Source organism: Guyparkeria sp. SB14A (assembly GCF_005096345.1).
GTDB lineage: Bacteria > Pseudomonadota > Gammaproteobacteria > Halothiobacillales > Halothiobacillaceae > Guyparkeria > Guyparkeria hydrothermalis.
This window is the reverse complement of sequence record NZ_SWAW01000004.1, coordinates 51,240-68,975: the sequence shown is the minus strand read 5'-3', so window position 1 is coordinate 68,975 and position 17,736 is coordinate 51,240. Positions and strand designations below refer to the sequence as shown.

The following is a 17,736-nucleotide window of genomic DNA, read 5'->3' as shown; positions in this document are numbered from 1 at the left end:
CCATGTCGGACCACGGGGTCCGGTCAGGTGGCCAGGGAAGCCGGGGCGGCAACGGGCGAGCGGTCGACAGGCGGGTCACCCGCGGGTTGGCCGCGGCGTTGCTGCTCCTGCCCGGCCTTGTCGCCGCGGCCAGCCCCCAGCTGCAGCTCACCGGCCTGTCGGAGACCCGCCTGGTCACCAACGTCGGCCTGTCGGTGCCGCGCATCGGTTTTTCCTGCCAGGCCAGCACCGCGCATATCCGGCGTTACCTCGATGCCGCCAGTCAGGCGGCCGAGGAGGCCCTGCAGGCCTACGGGCACTTCAACGCCACCATCCGCCCGTCGATCCAGTCGCGTGAGGATTGCCGCGATCCGGCGCTCGACATCGACGCCGGGCCGGTAACCACCGTCGAGTCGGTGAGCATTGAGCTGCCCGAGGCGATCGAGGAGATCGAGTCGGTCAGCGAGTTCGTCGCCGAGCGGCGCCCCTCGACCGGGGACCCCCTCGATCAGGCCGCCTACGACGCCCTGCGCGACGGCATCCTCGGCCGGGTGCAGAAGGCGGGTTACCTCGACGCGCGCTACACGCGCCGCGAACTGGTGGTCGACCCGGCCACGCAATCGGCACGCATCGCACTCACGCTTGAGGCGGGGCCGCGCTATCGCTTCGGCGAGGTGACGATCGAGCAGTCGATCCTCGAGCCGGAGCTGGCCCGGCGCCTGACCGGGGTGCCCGAGGGCGCGCCCTACACCAGCCGCGACCTGCTCGCGATGAACCAGAACCTCACCGGCACGGCGTACTTCGAGTCGGTCGCGGTGCGTCCCAAACTCGACGAGCGCGAGAATCGCGAGGTGCCGGTCGAGATCACCACCTACCGCAACCCGCGCACCTCCTACGAGCTGCGCGCCGGCTACGCCACCGACGTCGGCCCGCGCGTGGGGGCCAAGGTCACGCGCCGCTACGTCAACAAGCGCGGCCACCAGTGGTCGGCGCGCACCGAGCTCTCCGCGATCGAGCAGCGCCTCGACACCAGCTACACCATCCCGCGGGCCACCGACCCGCTGCGCGAGCGGTTCGACATCTACGCGCGAGTCACCCGCGAGGACAACAACGACATCCTCACCACCGCGGCGGCCACCGGCGTGCAGTGGGTGCGCGAGACCGATCCGTGGACGCGCTCGCTGTTTACCGAGTACCTGCTTGATCGCACCCGCTACGGTGACGATCCGGCCGAATCGAACGGCTTTGCCATCGTCGGGGGTCGGTTGGGTTATCAGGGACTCGACGACCCGCTGTTTCCCACCGAGGGCGTAGTGGTCGATGTCTCCCTGCAGGGGGCGGCCGAGCCGGTCGCCTCGGCGGCGAGCTTCGTCCGTGGCCGGGCCTTTGCCGGCGGTTATCTGCCGGTGGGCGACTGGATCCTCGCCGCCCGCGGCGAGGCCGGCGTGATCGTGACCGACGAGTTCGACAAGATGCCGCGCTCGTTGCGCTTCTTCACCGGCGGCAAGTACCTGCTGGCCGGCAGCCTCGAGGCCATGGTCCCGGTGGTCGGCGATGACTGGTACGTCGCCGCCTTCGTCGACACCGGCAACGCCTACACCGACCCCGAGGCCGAGCTCAAGACCGGGGCCGGGGTGGGGGTGCGCTGGCGCTCGCCGGTGGGCATCCTGCGGGTCGATCTTGCCCAGCCGCTCGACGGCACCGATGGCCTGCCGATGCTGCACCTCGGGTTGGGGGCGGCGTTTTGAGCACGGCATCGGCCTTCCTGACATCGCTGGCCTGGCTGCGGCGGCTGGTGCTGATCGCCGGCTGGTCCGCCGTGCTGTTGGTCATCCTCGCGGCCGCTGCCGGTTGGTGGCTGACCGCGACCCCCGGCGGGGTGCAGTGGGCACTGACACAGGCCGAGCGCCACCTGCCGGCGCTGTCGGTCGGCGCCTCCCGCGGCACCCTCTGGCGCGGGCTGGCGCTCGACGAGATCCAGTGGGCACCGGAGCAGGGCGCCAGCACCACGATCGGCGAGGCCCGTGTGCAGATCGATCCCGCGGCCTTGTGGCGCGGCGGGCTGCGGCTGCCGGAACTTGCCGTGCGCGACGTCCACCTTGAGCTGCCGCCATCCGATCCTGCGGCCCCTGCCGGCGAGCCGTTCGATCCGGCCGACCTGTCCCTGCCCCCGCTGTCGTTGGTGCTCGAGCGGGTGCTCGTCGATCGGCTGGTGGTCGTGCAGGGCGAACGGCGCTACGAGGTGCCGCGCGGACGACTGGCGGCGTTGCTGGATGCCCGTGCCGAGCGCACGCGCCTGGAAGTGGACCTCGACGAACTGGACCTGCGCCTGCCCGACGGCATCCGGCTGGATGCGCGCGCCGCCGTGGCGCTGGAGCCGGCCGGGGACATGGCCCTGATCGGCCATGCCGATGTGTTGCTCGATTACCCGCAGGGCTGGCTATCCGGTGAGATCGACGTCAATGGTGACTTGCTGGGGGAGATGGACTTGAAACCTCGGTTGGCCTGGACGGGAGCGGATGGCCTGCCGGCCGCGCTCTGTGGTCGCCTGCGACTGGATCAAGACCGGCTGACGATCGATCAGCTGGTCGCCGATGGGCTGGGTGGGCGACTGGAAGTCTCCGGCACGGCCGGATGGTCGCCGACCGCACGGCTCGAGTTGACCGGTCGGGGCGAGTCGCTCAACCCGGCCTGGGCGGCACCGGGGACCCCGGGGTCGCTTTCGTTCGATTTTGCCACCGCGCTCGCGATGGTCGATGGCTGGTTGCCGGTCGAGGGATCGGTATCGGTGGACGGCCTGTCAGGCGATCTGGCAGGCGAGTCGATCGAGACCGTCGATATCGAGTTGCGCCTCGACGACACCCGGGCCGAGGCACGGGTGTCGGGCCGGGCCGGGGGTGGTGAGCTGCGCCTGGATGGTCGTCTCGATGCCGAACGTCGTTTGCGCGCCGATTGGCAGATCGACGCCTTGCCGCTGGCCGGCGGGGCGGACGGGACGTATCCGGTTCACCTGGCCAGTGGCGGGCGACTGGAGGCCGAGTTGCCGGACTGGAACCGCCCCCTGACCGGCGCCGAGTGGCTGTCGGCCGTTCGCGCACGTCTCGAGGACGGCCGCCTGGAACTGGTCGAGCGTCGGGATGACCGCCCGCGGCGGGCCGTGGCCCTTGAGCTTGGCGCCGAGCTGGATGCCGGCCGCCTGGCGCTCCAGCCGCTGACCCTCGCCGCGCCGGGTGCGGTGCTGGATGCCTCCGGGGCACTGGATCTCGAGTCCGACTGGGCGCAATGGCAACTCGATGGCGTGCAGGGCAGGCTGGCGGTGCCCGACCTGGCGGCATTGCCGTGGGATCTCGTCGAGCGGCTGCCCGGGGTGGATCTGTCGCCCCTGCAGACCGGAATGGCCCGGGGTGCGATCGACGTCGAGATGGCTGCCTCGGGGCCGATACTCGCCCCGGCGGGCCGGCTCGATGCCCGCATCGACGGGTTGCGGCTGGCGGGCTACGCCCTCGACCGGGCACGAGCCTCCGCGGTGATCGATCCGGCCGACGGGCAGACGGCGCTGGTCGAGCGGCGCATGCGGGTCTCGCTGGATACCGGCGCGCTTGCCCCGGCCAGCGGTGAGACGCTGTTCGATCGGTTGGCGTTGGCGGTGGAGGGCAGTCCCTCCGCGCATCGCGCCACGCTGGAGGTCGACGGCCCGGTCGAGTTGCGTCTGGGCGCCCGAGGCGGTTGGCAACAGGCCGGAGAAGGAGAGGCCGCCGACGCCATGGACTGGCAGGGGCAGTTGACCCGGCTGGATCTGGGGCTGCCCGCCGGACACCCCTGGCGACTGCGCGCCCCGGCCGACCTGTCGGTGAGCCCGGCGGCGCAGCGGCTCGAGTCGCTGTGCCTGCGGCCCGACGTGCCCGGCCTCGATGCCGAGCAGGCCGGCGCGTTGTGCCTGACCGGCGAGCGTGCCGGGCCGCAGCTCAGCGCTCGGCTCGAGGGCGATCTCGCGCTGGCGGCCCTGTGGCAACAGTGGCCCGCGGCGACGGACGCGGTCGACTGGCCGGGACGCGTCTCGGTCGACGCCGAAGGCCGCCTGGACGAGGCCGGGCGCTCGGCGAACATGGCGTTGCGTCTGCCGGCCAGCGAGATCCGGTTTGCCGGTCGAGACGATCTCGAGGCTGCAGATGCCACACCGGATGGCGAGGGGAATGACGCGGTGATCGCCTATGACGACGCCGAGCTGTCGGTCCGTCTCGCCGACGAGCGGGTGGACGCCTCCCTGCAGGCAGGCATCGAGGACTGGCTCGTGCTCGAGGGACAGGGCGAGGCCCGCCTGGATGACGGCACGCTGGACGGCGAGATGGCGATCGACGAGGCGGACCTGGCGCGCCTGTTCGACCTGGCCGACCGACTGTTCGGGCCGCTCGACGTGCCGGTCAGTGACCTGGCGGGCACGCTGAGCGGGCGTTTGGTCGCCGCCGGGCGGCTGGATGCCCCGCGGTTGTCCGGGCGATTGCGGGGCGAGAAGCTGGCCTTTGCCTCGATCCCGACCGGCACGGAATACCGTGACGGACGTCTCGAGCTCACCGTCGACCCGGACGGTGCGCTGTCGCTTGACGGGGAATTGCTGGGCGAGGCCGAGACCCCGCCCCGGCCGGTATTCTCGGCGCGACGGGTCGACGAGACCGAGTCCCCCCGAAGCCGCGGACGGATCACGCTGGATGGCGGCGGTCGGCTGACGGCGCTGGATGATTGGCAGCTGGCGGCCACGTTGGCCGGCGAGGCCATCCCGGTGCTGCGTCTGCCGACCCTGGCCGTGGACGCGCGCCCGGATATCTCCCTGGACCTGACCCCCGATGGCGGTCGTATCGGCGGGGCGATCCATGTGCCGCTGGCGATCGCCAACCTGGGGGAGTTGCCCGAGAACGCCCGCGGCAATTCCGAGGACCTGGTGATCGTGGGCGAGGAGACCGAGGCGCAAGGCGCGGCGTATCCGCTCACCGGCGATATCGAGGTAATCCTCGGTGACGAGGTCAGCCTGCGCGGCCAGGGCTTCGCCACGCGCCTGACCGGCGGGCTGGACATCCGCCTGCGACCGGGCGAATCGCCCGGGGCGTTCGGCGAGATCCGCCTCGAGGACGGGCGCTACGAGGCCTATGGGCAGACGCTTTCGGTCGAGCGCGGCCGATTGATATTCACGGGACCGTTGACCGCGCCCGGCCTGGACGTGGTGGCCACCCGCGAGATCGACGACGAGGATGGCACCGTGGTGGGCCTGTCGATCGCCGGCGAGCTGGAATCCCCCGAGACCGAGGTGTTCTCGCGCCCGCCGACCTCGCCCAGCGATGCCCTCTCGCTGCTGCTGACCGGACGACGCCTGTCGGCCGGCAGCGATGCCGATGCCTCGCTGTTGCTCAATGCCATCGCCGGGCTCGGCATTCGCCAGGGCGATGACCTGGCCCAGCAGATCAACAGCGTGTTCGGTTTCGACGAGATCGGGCTGACCTCCGACGACGGGGTTGGTGGCACGCGCTTGAGCGTGGGCAAGCGCATCGGGGAGAATCTGCTGGTCCGCTATGCCGTGGGCGTTTTCGACGGGGTCGGTGAGGTGATCACGCGCTATCGCATCAACAAGTTCCTGCACCTGGAGCTCTCCAGCGGTGCCGAGTCGCAGTCGGGCGACCTGATCTATCAGATCGATCGCGGGCGGCCCGAGCGCTGATGGGTATCGGTCTGCTCATTGGCCTGGGCCTGATGGCCGCGCTCTCCTACCTGCCCGGCTGGTGGGTGGGGCAGGTGATGCGGCGTCACAGCGAGCCGGCGGATCGCTTCGACTTCAGCGGCGCCGATCTGGCCCGCTACCTGCTCGACCGGCACCACCTCGAGTACGTTTTGGTCGAGCAGACCAAATCGGGGGATCACTACGACCCTGCCGACCGGGCCGTGCGCCTGTCGCCGACCCACTTCTCGGGCCGGTCGCTCACGGCGATCACCGTGGCCGCCCACGAGGTCGGGCACGCCTTGCAGGACGCCGAGAAGTACCCGCCGTTCCTGCGTCGCCAGGAGGTGGTCGAGCGCACCCAGTGGGCGCAGCGCATCGCCGGCTGGATCCTGGTCGCCATCCCCGTGGTCTCAGTGATCCAGAAGGGGCCACTCGCCGGTCTGATCATGTTCGCCGCCGGCGTGATGACCATGGCCGTGCCGGTTTTCGCCCATCTGGCGACCCTGCCCACCGAACTGGATGCCAGCTTCAACCGCGCCCTGCCGATGCTCAAGGAGGCGGGGCTGTTGAAACGGGCCGACCGCCGCCCGGCGCGCCGTATCCTGCGCGCGGCGGCCTTCACCTACGTCGCCCAGGCGCTGTCCTCCCTGATCAATGTCTTCAAGTGGCTGCGCGGCATGCGGCGCTGACTCGCGCGGGATGGGAGCTCGGGTACAATGCCGCCCATCACGCCGGTATCCGGCACGAAATCCAGAAGAAAACCAGGAAACGCGTCATGCAGAGCCAATACCTCGAAACCGCGCTGGCTGCCGCCCGCGCCGCCGAAACCGTCGTCCGTCGCTACTGGCAGCAGAACGTCGAGATCGAGATCAAGGAAGATGCCACGCCGGTGACGGTGGCGGACGTGGAGACCGAGAAGGCGATCAAGGCGGTGATCCTGGATGCCTTCCCGGACCACGGCTTCTACGGCGAGGAGACCGGCAAGACGCGCCCCGAGGCGGAGTTCACCTGGCTGGTCGACCCGATCGACGGCACCAAGAGCTTCGTGCGCGAGTACCCGTTCTTCTCCACGCAGATCGCACTGATGCAGGGCGACGAGATCATCCTGGGTGTCTCCAGCGCGCCGGTGTTCGGCGAGTACGCCTACGCCGAGAAGGGCGGCGGGGCGTTCTTCAAGGATCGCGCCGCGCGCGTCAGCCAGATCGACACGCTTGCCGACGCGACGCTGTCGGTGGGCAACCTGTCGACGCTGGCCAAGCAGCCGGTCGGCTGGGCGGGTCTGGCGACGCTGGTCGCCGAGGTCAACCGCACCCGCGGTTACGGCGACTTCTACCACTACCACCTGCTGGCCCGCGGAGCGATCGACCTGATCGTCGAATCCGACGTCAACGTGCTCGACATCGCGGCGCTGTCGGTGATCGTCCAGGAGGCCGGTGGCGTGTTCACCGATCTCGAGGGCAATGGCGTGGGGCTGGATACCACTACCGTCTGCGCGGCGGCGACCCCGGAGTTGCACCAGATCGCCCGAAAGCGGCTGGGGTACTGAACCTCACGTCCTGGTCCCCGGAGTGGGAGTTGGATCGTGGCCCGTCAGGCCGGTGGTTTGTCGGGCCAACGGATTGGTCCGGGTTGAGGCAAGGACGCCTCGGTAACCGGCTGGCGTCTGCTGTGATCAGGCCGGCAGGTCGATCCAGCCGGTGAGGATGGCCGCGGCCAGCAGCCAGACGTAGAAGGAGAAGACCTTGAGCTGCGCGCGGTAGAGGAAGTAGATCACCAGTTTGAGGAAGACGATGCCCACGAGGGCCGCGACGACGAAGCCCACGGCCAGTGCGGCCAGGCTGACGCCGTTGAGTCCGAATTCGCCCCAGACCTCCAGGCTCTGCACCAGGGTAGCGGCCAGGATGGTGGGGATGGCGAGAAAGAAGCTGTATTCGGCGGCCCAGCGGCGCTTGAGGCCGGTGAACAGCGAGAACACGATGGTCATCGCGCTGCGCGACAGCCCCGGGACCAGGGCAAAGCCCTGGGCCACGCCGATCACCGTCGCCACCTTGGCGTTGATGCCCTTGAGCCCGCGCCGCCGTGGCCCGAGTTTGTCCGTCCACCACAAGAGGATGCCGGTCAGGATCAGCGTGAAGGCGATCATGATCGGGGTGGCGAAGACGTGCTCGAAGGTCGCCTTGAGGGCCAAGCCGATCGCCGCGGTCGCCAGTACCGACAGCATCCCGAGCAGGAACAGCCGCACGTACAGCGGCATGCCCTCGTGACGCCCCTCGGCCGATGCCCAGTGCAGGGCACCGTTCGCCGTGTTCTGCGTGAAGCGCCACAGGCTCGGCCAGAAGACCACCACGATCGAGACCAGGGTGCCGACGTGCACCACCAGGTCGAACAGGATCATCTCCGGGCTATCCGGCGGCGGCAGGTCGTGGCCCTTCTCGATCAGCCAGTGCTGGGTGAGCACCAGGTGGGCGGTCGAGCTGACCGGCAGGAACATGAAGACGCCCTGAATGACGCCCAGCAGGGCGGCGATAAGCAGAGTCACGTCGGCATCCTTGGTGGGTTGGGGGAGCGCTGGTTTTACTGCAAGGGGGCGGGGTCGTCAAACGGACGTTGCCAGCGGCTGGGTGGGGTGCGGGTGAGCCGGGCTCAGCGCCGCAACGGGTCGAGGCCGGCCTCGCGCAGCAGGCGCGCGGCGGCGATCAGCGGCATGCCAAGGATCGTGCTCGGATCGTGGCTGTCCATGCGCTCGACCAGGCAGACGCCCAGGCCCTCGGATCGCATGCTGCCAGCACAGTCGACGGGCTGTTCGATCTCGACGTAGCGGGCGATTTCCGCCTCGGAAAGCTCGCGCATGCGGGCCTCGACGGTCTCGTGCCAGTCGAGGTGCCGCCCGTCGGGGCAGGCCAGGCTGACCGCGACGTGGAAGGCGATGGTCTGGCCGGCGATCTCGGCGAGCTGACGGCGAGCGGTTTCGGCATCGCCGGGCTTGCCCAGGATGCCGCCGCGCCAGGCCAGCAGCTGGTCGGAGCCCAGCACCACCGCATCCGGGTGGCGCCCGGCGACCCGGTCGCCTTGGCGCGGGCCAGTCGGCGACAGGCGTCTGCCGCCGGTTCGTCCGCCGCGATGGTCTCGTCGATGTCGGCGGGATCGACCGAGTAGGGCAGCTGCAGTCGGTCGAGCAGCTGACGGCGGGTGGCCGACCCGGAGGCGAGGACGAGGCTGGGTTTGTGCTGCGGCATAGTGTTTGGCGAAAGCATAAGAAGCCGGTAAACTTAGCGGATTAAGATTCCCGCTTGCAAGGCCGTTGGCGCCGTGGTGCGTCCCGGTCTGCCAGCGCAGGACGTTGCCGATGTCGACTGACGACAGCCAGACCGATGCCAAGCAGCTGAGCGTGCCGCTCGACGTGCGCGCCGCCTGCCGGTCGGGCGACGAGCGGGTTGGCGAGGTGCCGATCGCGGCGCTGCCGCGCTGCCGCGACCTGGCCCCCGAGGCCGGTCGGCTCGCCTACCGGCTGCGTTTCTTCGAGGGGCAGGGGGTGCACCCGCTGGCCGCCGAGCTGTCGATCAAGGCCTCGCTTGCGCTCGAGTGCGCCCGCTGTCGCGAGACGGTGGTGCAGCCGGTCGCCTCGACCTCCCGGTTGAGCTTCGTGTTCAGCGAGGAGCAGGCCGAGCACGTGGAAACGGATGCCGAGCCGGTGATCCTGGGGCGCGAGGGGCGCGTCAAGGTGCTCGACCTGATCGAGGACGAGCTGCTGATGGCCGTGCCCCTGATGCCGGTGCACGACGCGCCCTGCGGGCCGATCTCGTCCGATCGGCCCTACGAGTCGGGGCAGCTGGCCGAGCCGGCCGAGGACGAGGGCGACAATCCGTTCGCCGCGCTGGCCGCCCTGAAGAAGGGTCCCGGCGGGAAAGACTGAATTCGTGTCACGGTGGACTCGCCGTGACGGAAAGGGAAAACGTGAAAGCTAGCAGGCGCGCCCCGGCGCGTCTTGATCATTTTGGAGGTAGAAAACCATGGCCGTACAGCAGAACAAGGTCAGCCGCGCCAAGCGCGACTCCCGCCGCGCCCACGACAGCCTGAAGAACACCCAGCTGTCCATCGATCCGACCAGCGGCGAGACCCATCGCCGTCACCACGTCACTCCGGACGGTTTCTACCGTGGCCGTCGCGTGGTCACCAAGTCCGGCGACAACGCCTGATTTCCTTCGCCGACTGCCCGCGTGCCGCCCGCCAGTCGGGCGGCAGCGCCTGCCCGCGCCGGCTTCGTGCCGGTGACTCGGGTAGCGTCGTCATGCGCGGTCCTTTCGTGGGCAAGGGGTGTCGATGACCAGCCAGATCGCAATTGATGTCATGGGCGGCGATCACGGACCGGAGGTCACGGTTCGTGCCGCCGCCCGTTTCCTGTCGCGCCATCCGTCGGCGGCGTTGCTGCTGGTCGGCGACCAGGCCACCATCGAGCAGCACCTCGCCGAGCAGGGCGGCGTCGACCGCGACCGGGTCGAGATCGTTCACGCCGACCAGGTGGTCGCGATGGACGAATCGCCGGCGATCGCGCTGCGGACCAAGAAGTCCTCCTCGATGCGGCTGGCGATCGACCTGGTCAAGGACGGCCGCGCCCAGGCCGCGGTCAGCGCCGGCAACACCGGCGCGTTGATGGCGACCGCCAAGTTCGTCCTCAAGACCCTGCCGGGCATCGAACGCCCGGCGATCTGCACCGCGCTGCCCAACGAATCCGGCCACACCCACGTGCTCGACCTGGGCGCCAACGTCGACTGCGATGCCGAACACCTGTTCCAGTTCGCGGTGATGGGCTCGGTGCTGGTCGAGGCCTTTGACGACAACCCCTCGCCGCGGGTCGGCCTGCTCAACGTCGGCGCCGAGGCGATCAAGGGCAACGATACCGTCAAGAGCGCTGCCGAGCGGCTCGAGGCGGGGCCGGTCAACTACATCGGCTTCGTCGAGGGCGACGACATCTACAAGGGTGGCGTCGACGTGGTGGTCTGTGACGGGTTCGTCGGCAACGTCGCGCTCAAGAGCAGCGAGGGCGTGGCCAAGATGATCAGCCACTTCCTGCGCCAGGAGTTCAAGCGTGGCGTGTTCTCGCGGCTGGCCGCCCTGATGGCGATGCCGGTACTGGCCCGGCTGAAGAAGCGGGTCGACCCGGGCCGCTACAATGGCGCGAGCCTGCTCGGCCTGCAGGGCATCGTGATCAAGAGCCACGGCGGGGCCAACGTGGATGCCTTCGGCAATGCGCTGGACGTCGCGCTGAGGGAGATCGAGAAGGACGTGCCGCGACGCATCGACCAGCGCCTGGAGACACTGCTGCAGGAGCGTTCCCAGGCATGACGTATTCGCGCATCACCGGTACCGGTAGCTACCTCCCGGAACGGGTCATGACCAACCACGATCTCGAGCAGATCGTGGATACCTCCGACAGCTGGATCCGCGAACGCACCGGCATCGAGCAGCGCCACATCGCCGCCGACGGCCAGCTGACCTCCGACCTGGCCGAGCCGGCCGCCCGCCGGGCGCTGGAGGCCGCCGGCCGGGTGCCGGAAGAGGTCGACCTGATCATCGTGGCGACCACCACGCCCGATCGCACCTTCCCCTCGACCGCCTGCCTGCTGCAGCAGAAGCTCGGCATCCACGGCCCGCCGGCCTTCGACGTGCAGGCGGTCTGCACCGGCTTCGTCTACGCCCTGTCGGTGGCGGACAAGTTCATCAAGACCGGCGCGGCCCGCTGCGCGCTGGTCGTGGGTGCCGAGACGCTCTCGCGCATCGTCAACTGGTCGGACCGCAACACCTGTGTGCTGTTCGCCGACGGCGCCGGCGCGGTGGTCCTGGAGGCCTCGGACGAGCCCGGCATCATCCGCACCGACATCCACGCCGACGGCAGTTACGAGTCGCTGCTGACCACCGCCAAGCCCGACCCCGAGACCACCGATCCCGAGCGGCTGGCCGACGGCACCGCCTTCATCGAGATGCGTGGCAACGAGGTCTTCCGCATGGCGGTCAACACCCTCGGGCGCATCGTCGACCAGACCGTCGAGGCCGCCGGCATGAGCCCGGACGAGATCGACTGGCTGGTGCCGCACCAGGCCAACATCCGCATCATCCAGGCGACGGCCCGCAAGCTGGGCATGTCGATGGACCGGGTGGTGGTGACCGTCGACCGGCACGGCAACACCTCGGCGGCCTCCGTGCCGCTGGCGCTGGACGCCGCGGTGCGCGACGGACGCATCAAGCGCGGCGACGTCATCCTCACCGAGGCCTTCGGTGGCGGGTTTACCTGGGGGTCGGCGCTGCTGCGTTACTGAGCGCCCACCACGTCACAAGTCACGTCCCGGAGACGCGCATGGCCAAGGAAATCGAACGCAAGTTCCTGCTGACCGATGAGGCCTGGCGTAACCAGATCGAGCGCTCCGAGCGCATGGTGCAGGGTTACCTCAACGACCAGGGGCCGGTCTCCGTGCGCGCACGGATTGCCGGCGATCGGGCCTGGCTCAACATCAAGAGCCGCACGCTCGGCATCTCGCGCGACGAGTTCGAGTACGAGATCCCGCTGGCGGACGCCGAACGGATGCTCGATCACCTGACCACCGGGCCGGTGATCGACAAGACCCGGCATTTCGTCACCTACGGCGAGCACCTGTGGGAGATCGACGAGTTTCACGGCGAGAACGACGGTTTGATCGTCGCCGAGGTGGAGCTCGACCACGTCGACCAGCCGTTCGCCCGACCGGCCTGGCTGGGCGAGGAGGTCTCGCACGATGCCAGGTACTACAACGTCTCGCTGGTTAAAAATCCCTACAGTCAGTGGTAAATTGCCGGTTGGTCGGCGTCACCCCGGGTGGCGCGTGGCGGGAGAGTGGGAGCCGGGCGCGGGAAGGCGGCCGGTCTGGTCGTCTGCCGGAAGTCCAGGCACGGTGAGGAATCGACACGGGCTGGTCCGTACCAAGACGAAGGGTTGCCGATGATTCGGGTCATGATTGTTGATGATCACACGATGGTGCGTGCCGCGATCAGTCACCTGATCGGCGGGGTGCGTGACATCGAGGTGGTCGCCGAGGCCGACAGCGGCGAGCGGGCGCTCGACAAGCTGCGCACGGAGGCGATCGACGCGATCCTCTGCGACATCCATATGCCCGGGATGGGCGGCTACGAGTGCCTCAAGCGGGCCCACCAGGCCCATCCCCGCCTCGGCCTGGTCGCCCTGACCGCCGAGGCCGACGTGACCCTGGCGCGCCAGGTGCTCGACTGTGGCGTGCACGCCTACGTCACCAAGGACGCCGACCCGGACGAGCTGATCAGCGCCATCCGCAAGGCGGCCGACGGCAAGCGCTATGTCTCCAGCCGCATCGCCCAGGAAATCGCCCTGCAGAACGGTCGGCCCGAGGAAGATCCCTTCGAGGTGCTCTCCAGCCGCGAGCAGCAGGTGCTGCGCATGATCCTCGAGGGCAAGAACAACACCCTGATCTCCGAGGCACTCTGCGTCAGCCCCAAGACGATCAGCACCTACCGCGCCCGCATCCACGAGAAACTCGGCGTCAGCACCGATATCGACCTGCTGCGACTGGCGGTCAAGGCCGGCCGCACCGTTCTCTCCGCCTGATACCGGTCCCGTTTCGATGACCGACCGGTTCGATGCCAAGGCCTTCCTGGCCTCCGTGACCGAGCGCCCCGGCGTCTATCGCTTCCTGAATGCCGATGGCGAGATCCTCTACGTCGGCAAGGCGCGCAACCTCAAGAATCGTCTTTCCAGCTATTTCCGCGGCACGCCCGCGGCGATCAAGACGCGCCGTCTGGTCGAGCAGGTCGCCGACGTCGAGATCACCACCACCCAGACCGAGGCCGAGGCGCTGCTCCTGGAGAGCAACCTGATCAAGGCCCATCGGCCGCGCTACAACGTCCTGCTGCGTGACGACAAGAGCTATCCCTGGATCTACGTCTCCACCAACGACCGGTTCCCGCGTCTGGCCTACCACCGTGGCTCGCGCAAGCGTCCGGGGCGGTATTTCGGGCCCTATCCCTCGGCCGGTGCGGTGCGCGAGACCCTCAACCTGCTCGAAAAGGTCTTCAAGGTGCGACAGTGCGAGGACAGCGTGTTCAAGAACCGCTCGCGCCCCTGCCTGCAATACCAGATCGAGCGCTGCAAGGCGCCCTGCGTGGACTACGTCGACGAGGCCGAATACCGCCAGGACGTCGAGGACACGATGGCCTTCCTCTCCGGGCGCAGCCAGAAGCTGATCGACGACCTGGTCGCGCGTATGGAGAAAGCAGCCGCCGATCTCGATTTCGAGAAGGCGGCCGCCCTGCGCGACCAGATCGGCATGCTGCGCGCGGTCAGCCAGCAGCAGGGGATCACCGGCATGTCCGGGGATGCCGACGTGATCGCGCTGGTCAGCGAGCAGGGGATCTCGGCGGTGGGCGTGGCCACCATTCGCGACGGCCGACACCTGGGCACGCGGCACTTCTTCCCCGACGTGCCCGCCGACGCCGATCCCGCCGAGGTGATCAGCGGGTTCCTGGGTCTTTACTACAGCGACCGCGACCTGCCCCGGCGGATCCTGTGCGATCACCTGCCCGAGGACGCGGAATGGCTGGCCGGCGTGTTCGCCGAACAGGCCGGGCACCGGGTCGATCTGCTGGTGCCCCGGCGGGGCAAGGCGCGTGCCTGGCTCGAGGACACGCGGGAGAACGCCCGCATCGCGCTCAACGAACGACTGGTCAGTCGTCGCGGGCTGACGCGTCGCTTCGAGGCTTTGGGCGAATGGTTGGCCATGGACCGGATCGAGCGCATCGAGTGCTTCGACATCTCCCACACCCAGGGCGAGCTGACGGTCGCCTCCTGCGTCGTGTTCGGCCCGGATGGGCCACGCAAGGACCAGTACCGTCGCTACCACATCGAGGGGATCGCGCCGGGCGACGACTACGCCGCCATGCGTCAGGCACTGACGCGCCGCTTCGACCGCGCCGTGCGCGAGTCCGGCGTGTTGCCGGACGTGCTCCTGATCGACGGCGGCAAGGGGCAGCTCGCCCAGGCGGTCGACGTGCTGGCCGAACGCGAGCTTGCCGGGCGCGTGCGAGTGATCGGGGTCGCCAAGGGCCCGGAGCGACGCCCCGGCGAGGAAACCCTGGTCCAGCCGCTGCTCGGCTCGCCGGGGCTCTACACCGAGGATCACCTGAGTCCGCACGATCCGGCCCTGCACCTGATCCAGCAGGTGCGCGACGAGGCGCATCGCTTCGCGATCACCGGTCACCGGGCCCGCCGCCAGAAGGCGCGCACGCAGTCCGACCTCGAGCGCATTCCCGGCGTGGGCGGCAAGCGTCGCCAGGCGTTGTTGAAGCATTTCGGCGGTATCCGCGGGCTCAAGGGCGCCAGTGTCACCGAGCTGGCCAAGGTGCCGGGCATCTCGCCGACGCTGGCCGCCCGCATCCACGAGTGGTTCCACGAGGGTGGGGCCGGCTGAGCCCCTTCACGGCCCCGGCCGGCTGCCGGTGCATTCCTTTGCTAGGCTTGCTGCCGTTATCGTCCAACGATCCTTGACCCATGCCGGAGACGTCCTACATGCCATCTGCCCCCGTTCCACAAGCCAAGCGTCCCGGACGCCACGTGTCTGCCTGGCTGTCGACGAGGCTGTCCACGTGGCGCGCCCTCGTGGTTTCGCTGCTGCTGATCGTTGCCGGGCCCGCGCTCGCTCAGCAGGCGGGTGGCCAAGCCGGGGCCGCGGCCAGCGATGGGACGGCAAGTGCCGACTCCAGTTCCGACTCGAGCGCGGAAGGGCCCTACGCCGGTCTGCTCGAACTGCTCAAGGATCCGGCCAAGCGCGACGAGCTGATCGCGGAGCTCGAACGATTGTCCGCCGGCGAGGGTGAATCCTCGAACGATGGGGCGGCGAGCGACGCCGAACAGGCGGCGGACGCCTCCGGTATTGCCGACGGCATCGCTTCGGGGCTGGTGGGCGTGGTCTCCAGTACCGTGGCCGACATGGCCGGGGCGGGCTCGCGGCTGGTCAAGGGCGGGGTCGACGTCGATTGGGTGGCGGTCGGCCAGATTGCCTGGCGGGTGCTGGCCGCGCTCGTGATCGCCTACCTGGTGCTCGCGATCGGCCGACGGCTGCTGGGCGGCGTGTGGCGCCGCCTGGATGCCTACGCGCGGTCGGCGAACTCCCGGCATCGCCTGTTCCGCACCGGTGTCGCGGTGCTCGCGAGTCTCGCGCTCGGCGTCGTCCTGCTCGCCATCGCCTACGTGGCTGCCCAGGCCAGCGTGTGGTGGCTGGCCGACGGCGACAAGACCACCGGCGCGGTCCTGGGGCTGGCCCTGCAGGCGTTCGTCGTGGTCGAGGCGGCCCGGCTGTTGATCGGCACGGCCTTCGCCCCGGCATCGCCCGGCCTGCGCCTGTTCCGCCTGTCGGAGGATGATTCGCGGTTCTGGTCGGGTTGGCTGTCACGCGTGATCTGGTTCACCGGCTACGCCGGCATCCTGCTCGTGCCGGCCATCGAGCTTGCCGAGCGCGACGATCTCGCCAGCGCGGTCGGCTGGGGCGTGGCCGTCCTGGCGCTCGCCTATACCTGGAGCCGCTTGTGGAAGGCGCGTGGAATGGTGGGCGGCGCGCTGCTGACGCGCGCCGAGCGCAGCCGTCAGCCGGTGGCCTCCTGGGCCTTTCGCCTGCTGGCCGTCAGTTGGCACTGGCTGGCGATGATCTATGCCACCGGCGTGTTCGTCGTGGCGATCACCCGGCCCGGCGAATCGCTGCCGTTCGTCGCCCTGGCGACCTTCAACACCGCGATCATCGTCGGTGCATCCATCTTCATTGCCGCCATGCTGACCCAGTGGATCGGCCGAGGGGTGCGCGTGCCCGAACGATGGCTGCACCGGATGCCGACCCTGCAACTGCGCCTGAACACCTACGTGCCGCTGATCCTGCGCATCGTCCGGGTGGTGATCGGGATCGTCGCGCTGTTCGGCGTGCTCTCGGTCTGGAACCTGGTCGACATGTTCGCCTGGCTGGCCAGCGACAGCGGACGCTGGATGCTCGCCGCCGTGATCGATATCTCGATCGTGCTGATCATCGCGTTGATGGTCTGGCTGGTGGCCACCGGCCTGATCGAGGCGAAGCTCAACAGCGATGCCGGCATGCCCTCGGCGCGCTTGCAGACGTTGCTGTCCCTGTTCCGCAACGCGATTGCCATTGCCCTGATCACCATCACGGCGATGATCATCCTCTCGGAGCTCGGAGTGAACATCGGCCCGCTGCTCGCCGGTGCCGGCGTGCTGGGCCTGGCGATCGGCTTCGGCGCGCAGAAGATGGTTCAGGACGTGATCACCGGGGTGTTCATCCAGATCGAGAACGCCATCAACACCGGCGACGTGATCACCGCCGCCGGCGTGACCGGCACGGCCGAGCGCCTGTCGATTCGCTCGGTGTCGCTGCGTGACCTGTCGGGCACCGTGCACGTCATCCCGTTCTCGTCGGTGGATATCGTCTCGAACTACATGCGCGAGTACGCCTACCACAAGGGCGAGTACGGCATCGCCTACCGCGAGAACATCGACGACGCGATTGCCCAGCTCAAGGCGGCGTTCGACGAACTCGCCGCTGATCCCGACTGGAAGGACCACATCCTCGAGCCGGTCGAGATCCCCGGGGTCACCGCGCTGGCCGACAGCTCGGTCAATATCCGGGTGATGATCAAGACCACGCCGGGCGACCAGTGGGCCGTCGGGCGGGCCTACAACCGCCTGGTCAAGATGTATTTCGACAAGGCCGGCATCGAGATCCCGTTCCCGCACACCACGCTGTACTTCGGCGTGGACAAGGACGGCACCTCGCCCCCGGCCAACGTGCACCTGCTCAAGGACGAGCGCGTGGCGGAGGACTACGAGACCGAATCGGAACGCAACTCCCGTCGCGGCCAGAAGCCCGACGGACCGGGTGGCAAGGTGCCGGCACAGGACGACGTCGAGACGCCGGAAGACTGACCCGCCACTTGGCCTTCGCCATGAAAAACGCCCCGGCGTGGTTGGCCACGCCGGGGCGTTTGTCGTTGGG

Annotated in this window: 13 protein-coding genes and 1 pseudogene; 12 read left to right on the top strand and 2 right to left on the bottom strand. The window is 69.0% G+C overall.

Annotation, left to right across the window (positions count from 1 at the left end; genetic code table 11):
* Positions 1–2 precede the first annotated feature (2 nt).
* The 4 genes from FAZ79_RS02895 to FAZ79_RS02880 all read left to right on the top strand — a co-directional run bounded on the left by FAZ79_RS02895 (position 3) and on the right by FAZ79_RS02880 (position 7,232).
* Positions 3–1,727 carry an autotransporter assembly complex family protein gene (locus FAZ79_RS02895; RefSeq protein WP_136866414.1) on the top strand — a complete coding sequence of 575 codons (1,725 nt, stop codon included), beginning with the start codon at positions 3–5 and terminating at the stop codon, positions 1,725–1,727.
* Entirely contained in the window at positions 1,724–5,686 is a 3,963-nt protein-coding gene (locus FAZ79_RS02890; RefSeq protein WP_136866413.1) for a translocation/assembly module TamB domain-containing protein, read from the top strand. The genes FAZ79_RS02895 and FAZ79_RS02890 overlap by 4 nt, the downstream gene beginning before the upstream one ends.
* Positions 5,686–6,375, top strand: coding sequence for a zinc metallopeptidase (locus tag FAZ79_RS02885; protein ID WP_169303542.1), 690 nt, complete (start codon positions 5,686–5,688; stop codon positions 6,373–6,375). Before FAZ79_RS02890 ends, FAZ79_RS02885 begins: the two co-directional genes overlap by 1 nt.
* A gap of 86 nt (positions 6,376–6,461) precedes the next feature.
* Positions 6,462–7,232, top strand: coding sequence for an inositol monophosphatase family protein (locus FAZ79_RS02880; RefSeq protein WP_136866412.1), 771 nt, complete (start codon positions 6,462–6,464; stop codon positions 7,230–7,232).
* Positions 7,233–7,358: 126 nt separating this feature from the next.
* On the opposite strand, the gene FAZ79_RS02875 is transcribed toward FAZ79_RS02880, so the two are convergent.
* Both FAZ79_RS02875 and FAZ79_RS02870 read right to left on the bottom strand, forming a co-directional pair.
* The gene (locus FAZ79_RS02875) at positions 7,359–8,225 is read right to left on the bottom strand and encodes an undecaprenyl-diphosphate phosphatase (protein ID WP_136866410.1); all 867 of its coding nucleotides are present in this window, start codon (positions 8,223–8,225) and stop codon (positions 7,359–7,361) included.
* Between the two features lie 104 nt (positions 8,226–8,329).
* Positions 8,330–8,922: pseudogene (locus FAZ79_RS02870) on the bottom strand (Maf family protein).
* A gap of 110 nt (positions 8,923–9,032) precedes the next feature.
* On the opposite strand from FAZ79_RS02870, the gene FAZ79_RS02865 reads away from it, so the two are divergent.
* From FAZ79_RS02865 to FAZ79_RS02830, 8 genes are all read left to right on the top strand, one after another.
* On the top strand, positions 9,033–9,599 hold the full coding sequence (locus FAZ79_RS02865; RefSeq protein WP_136866409.1) for a YceD family protein: 567 nt from the start codon (positions 9,033–9,035) through the stop codon (positions 9,597–9,599).
* A 97-nt stretch (positions 9,600–9,696) separates the two neighbouring features.
* The gene (gene rpmF / locus FAZ79_RS02860) at positions 9,697–9,882 is read left to right on the top strand and encodes a 50S ribosomal protein L32 (RefSeq protein WP_136866407.1); all 186 of its coding nucleotides are present in this window, start codon (positions 9,697–9,699) and stop codon (positions 9,880–9,882) included.
* Between the two features lie 118 nt (positions 9,883–10,000).
* Positions 10,001–11,029: a phosphate acyltransferase PlsX gene (plsX, locus tag FAZ79_RS02855; RefSeq protein ID WP_136866403.1), complete on the top strand. Its 1,029-nt coding sequence runs from the start codon at positions 10,001–10,003 to the stop codon at positions 11,027–11,029.
* Positions 11,026–12,000, top strand: coding sequence for a beta-ketoacyl-ACP synthase III (locus FAZ79_RS02850; protein WP_136866402.1), 975 nt, complete (start codon positions 11,026–11,028; stop codon positions 11,998–12,000). The genes plsX and FAZ79_RS02850 overlap by 4 nt, the downstream gene beginning before the upstream one ends.
* A 38-nt stretch (positions 12,001–12,038) precedes the next feature.
* Positions 12,039–12,506: a CYTH domain-containing protein gene (locus FAZ79_RS02845; protein WP_136866401.1), complete on the top strand. Its 468-nt coding sequence runs from the start codon at positions 12,039–12,041 to the stop codon at positions 12,504–12,506.
* Positions 12,507–12,668: 162 nt separating this feature from the next.
* On the top strand, positions 12,669–13,295 hold the full coding sequence (locus FAZ79_RS02840; protein WP_169303541.1) for a response regulator transcription factor: 627 nt from the start codon (positions 12,669–12,671) through the stop codon (positions 13,293–13,295).
* Between the two features lie 16 nt (positions 13,296–13,311).
* Positions 13,312–15,153 carry an excinuclease ABC subunit UvrC gene (gene uvrC, locus FAZ79_RS02835; RefSeq protein WP_136866399.1) on the top strand — a complete coding sequence of 614 codons (1,842 nt, stop codon included), beginning with the start codon at positions 13,312–13,314 and terminating at the stop codon, positions 15,151–15,153.
* Between the two features lie 143 nt (positions 15,154–15,296).
* The gene (locus tag FAZ79_RS02830; protein WP_136866398.1) at positions 15,297–17,666 is read left to right on the top strand and encodes a mechanosensitive ion channel domain-containing protein; all 2,370 of its coding nucleotides are present in this window, start codon (positions 15,297–15,299) and stop codon (positions 17,664–17,666) included.
* The last annotated feature ends 70 nt before the right edge of the window (positions 17,667–17,736 follow it).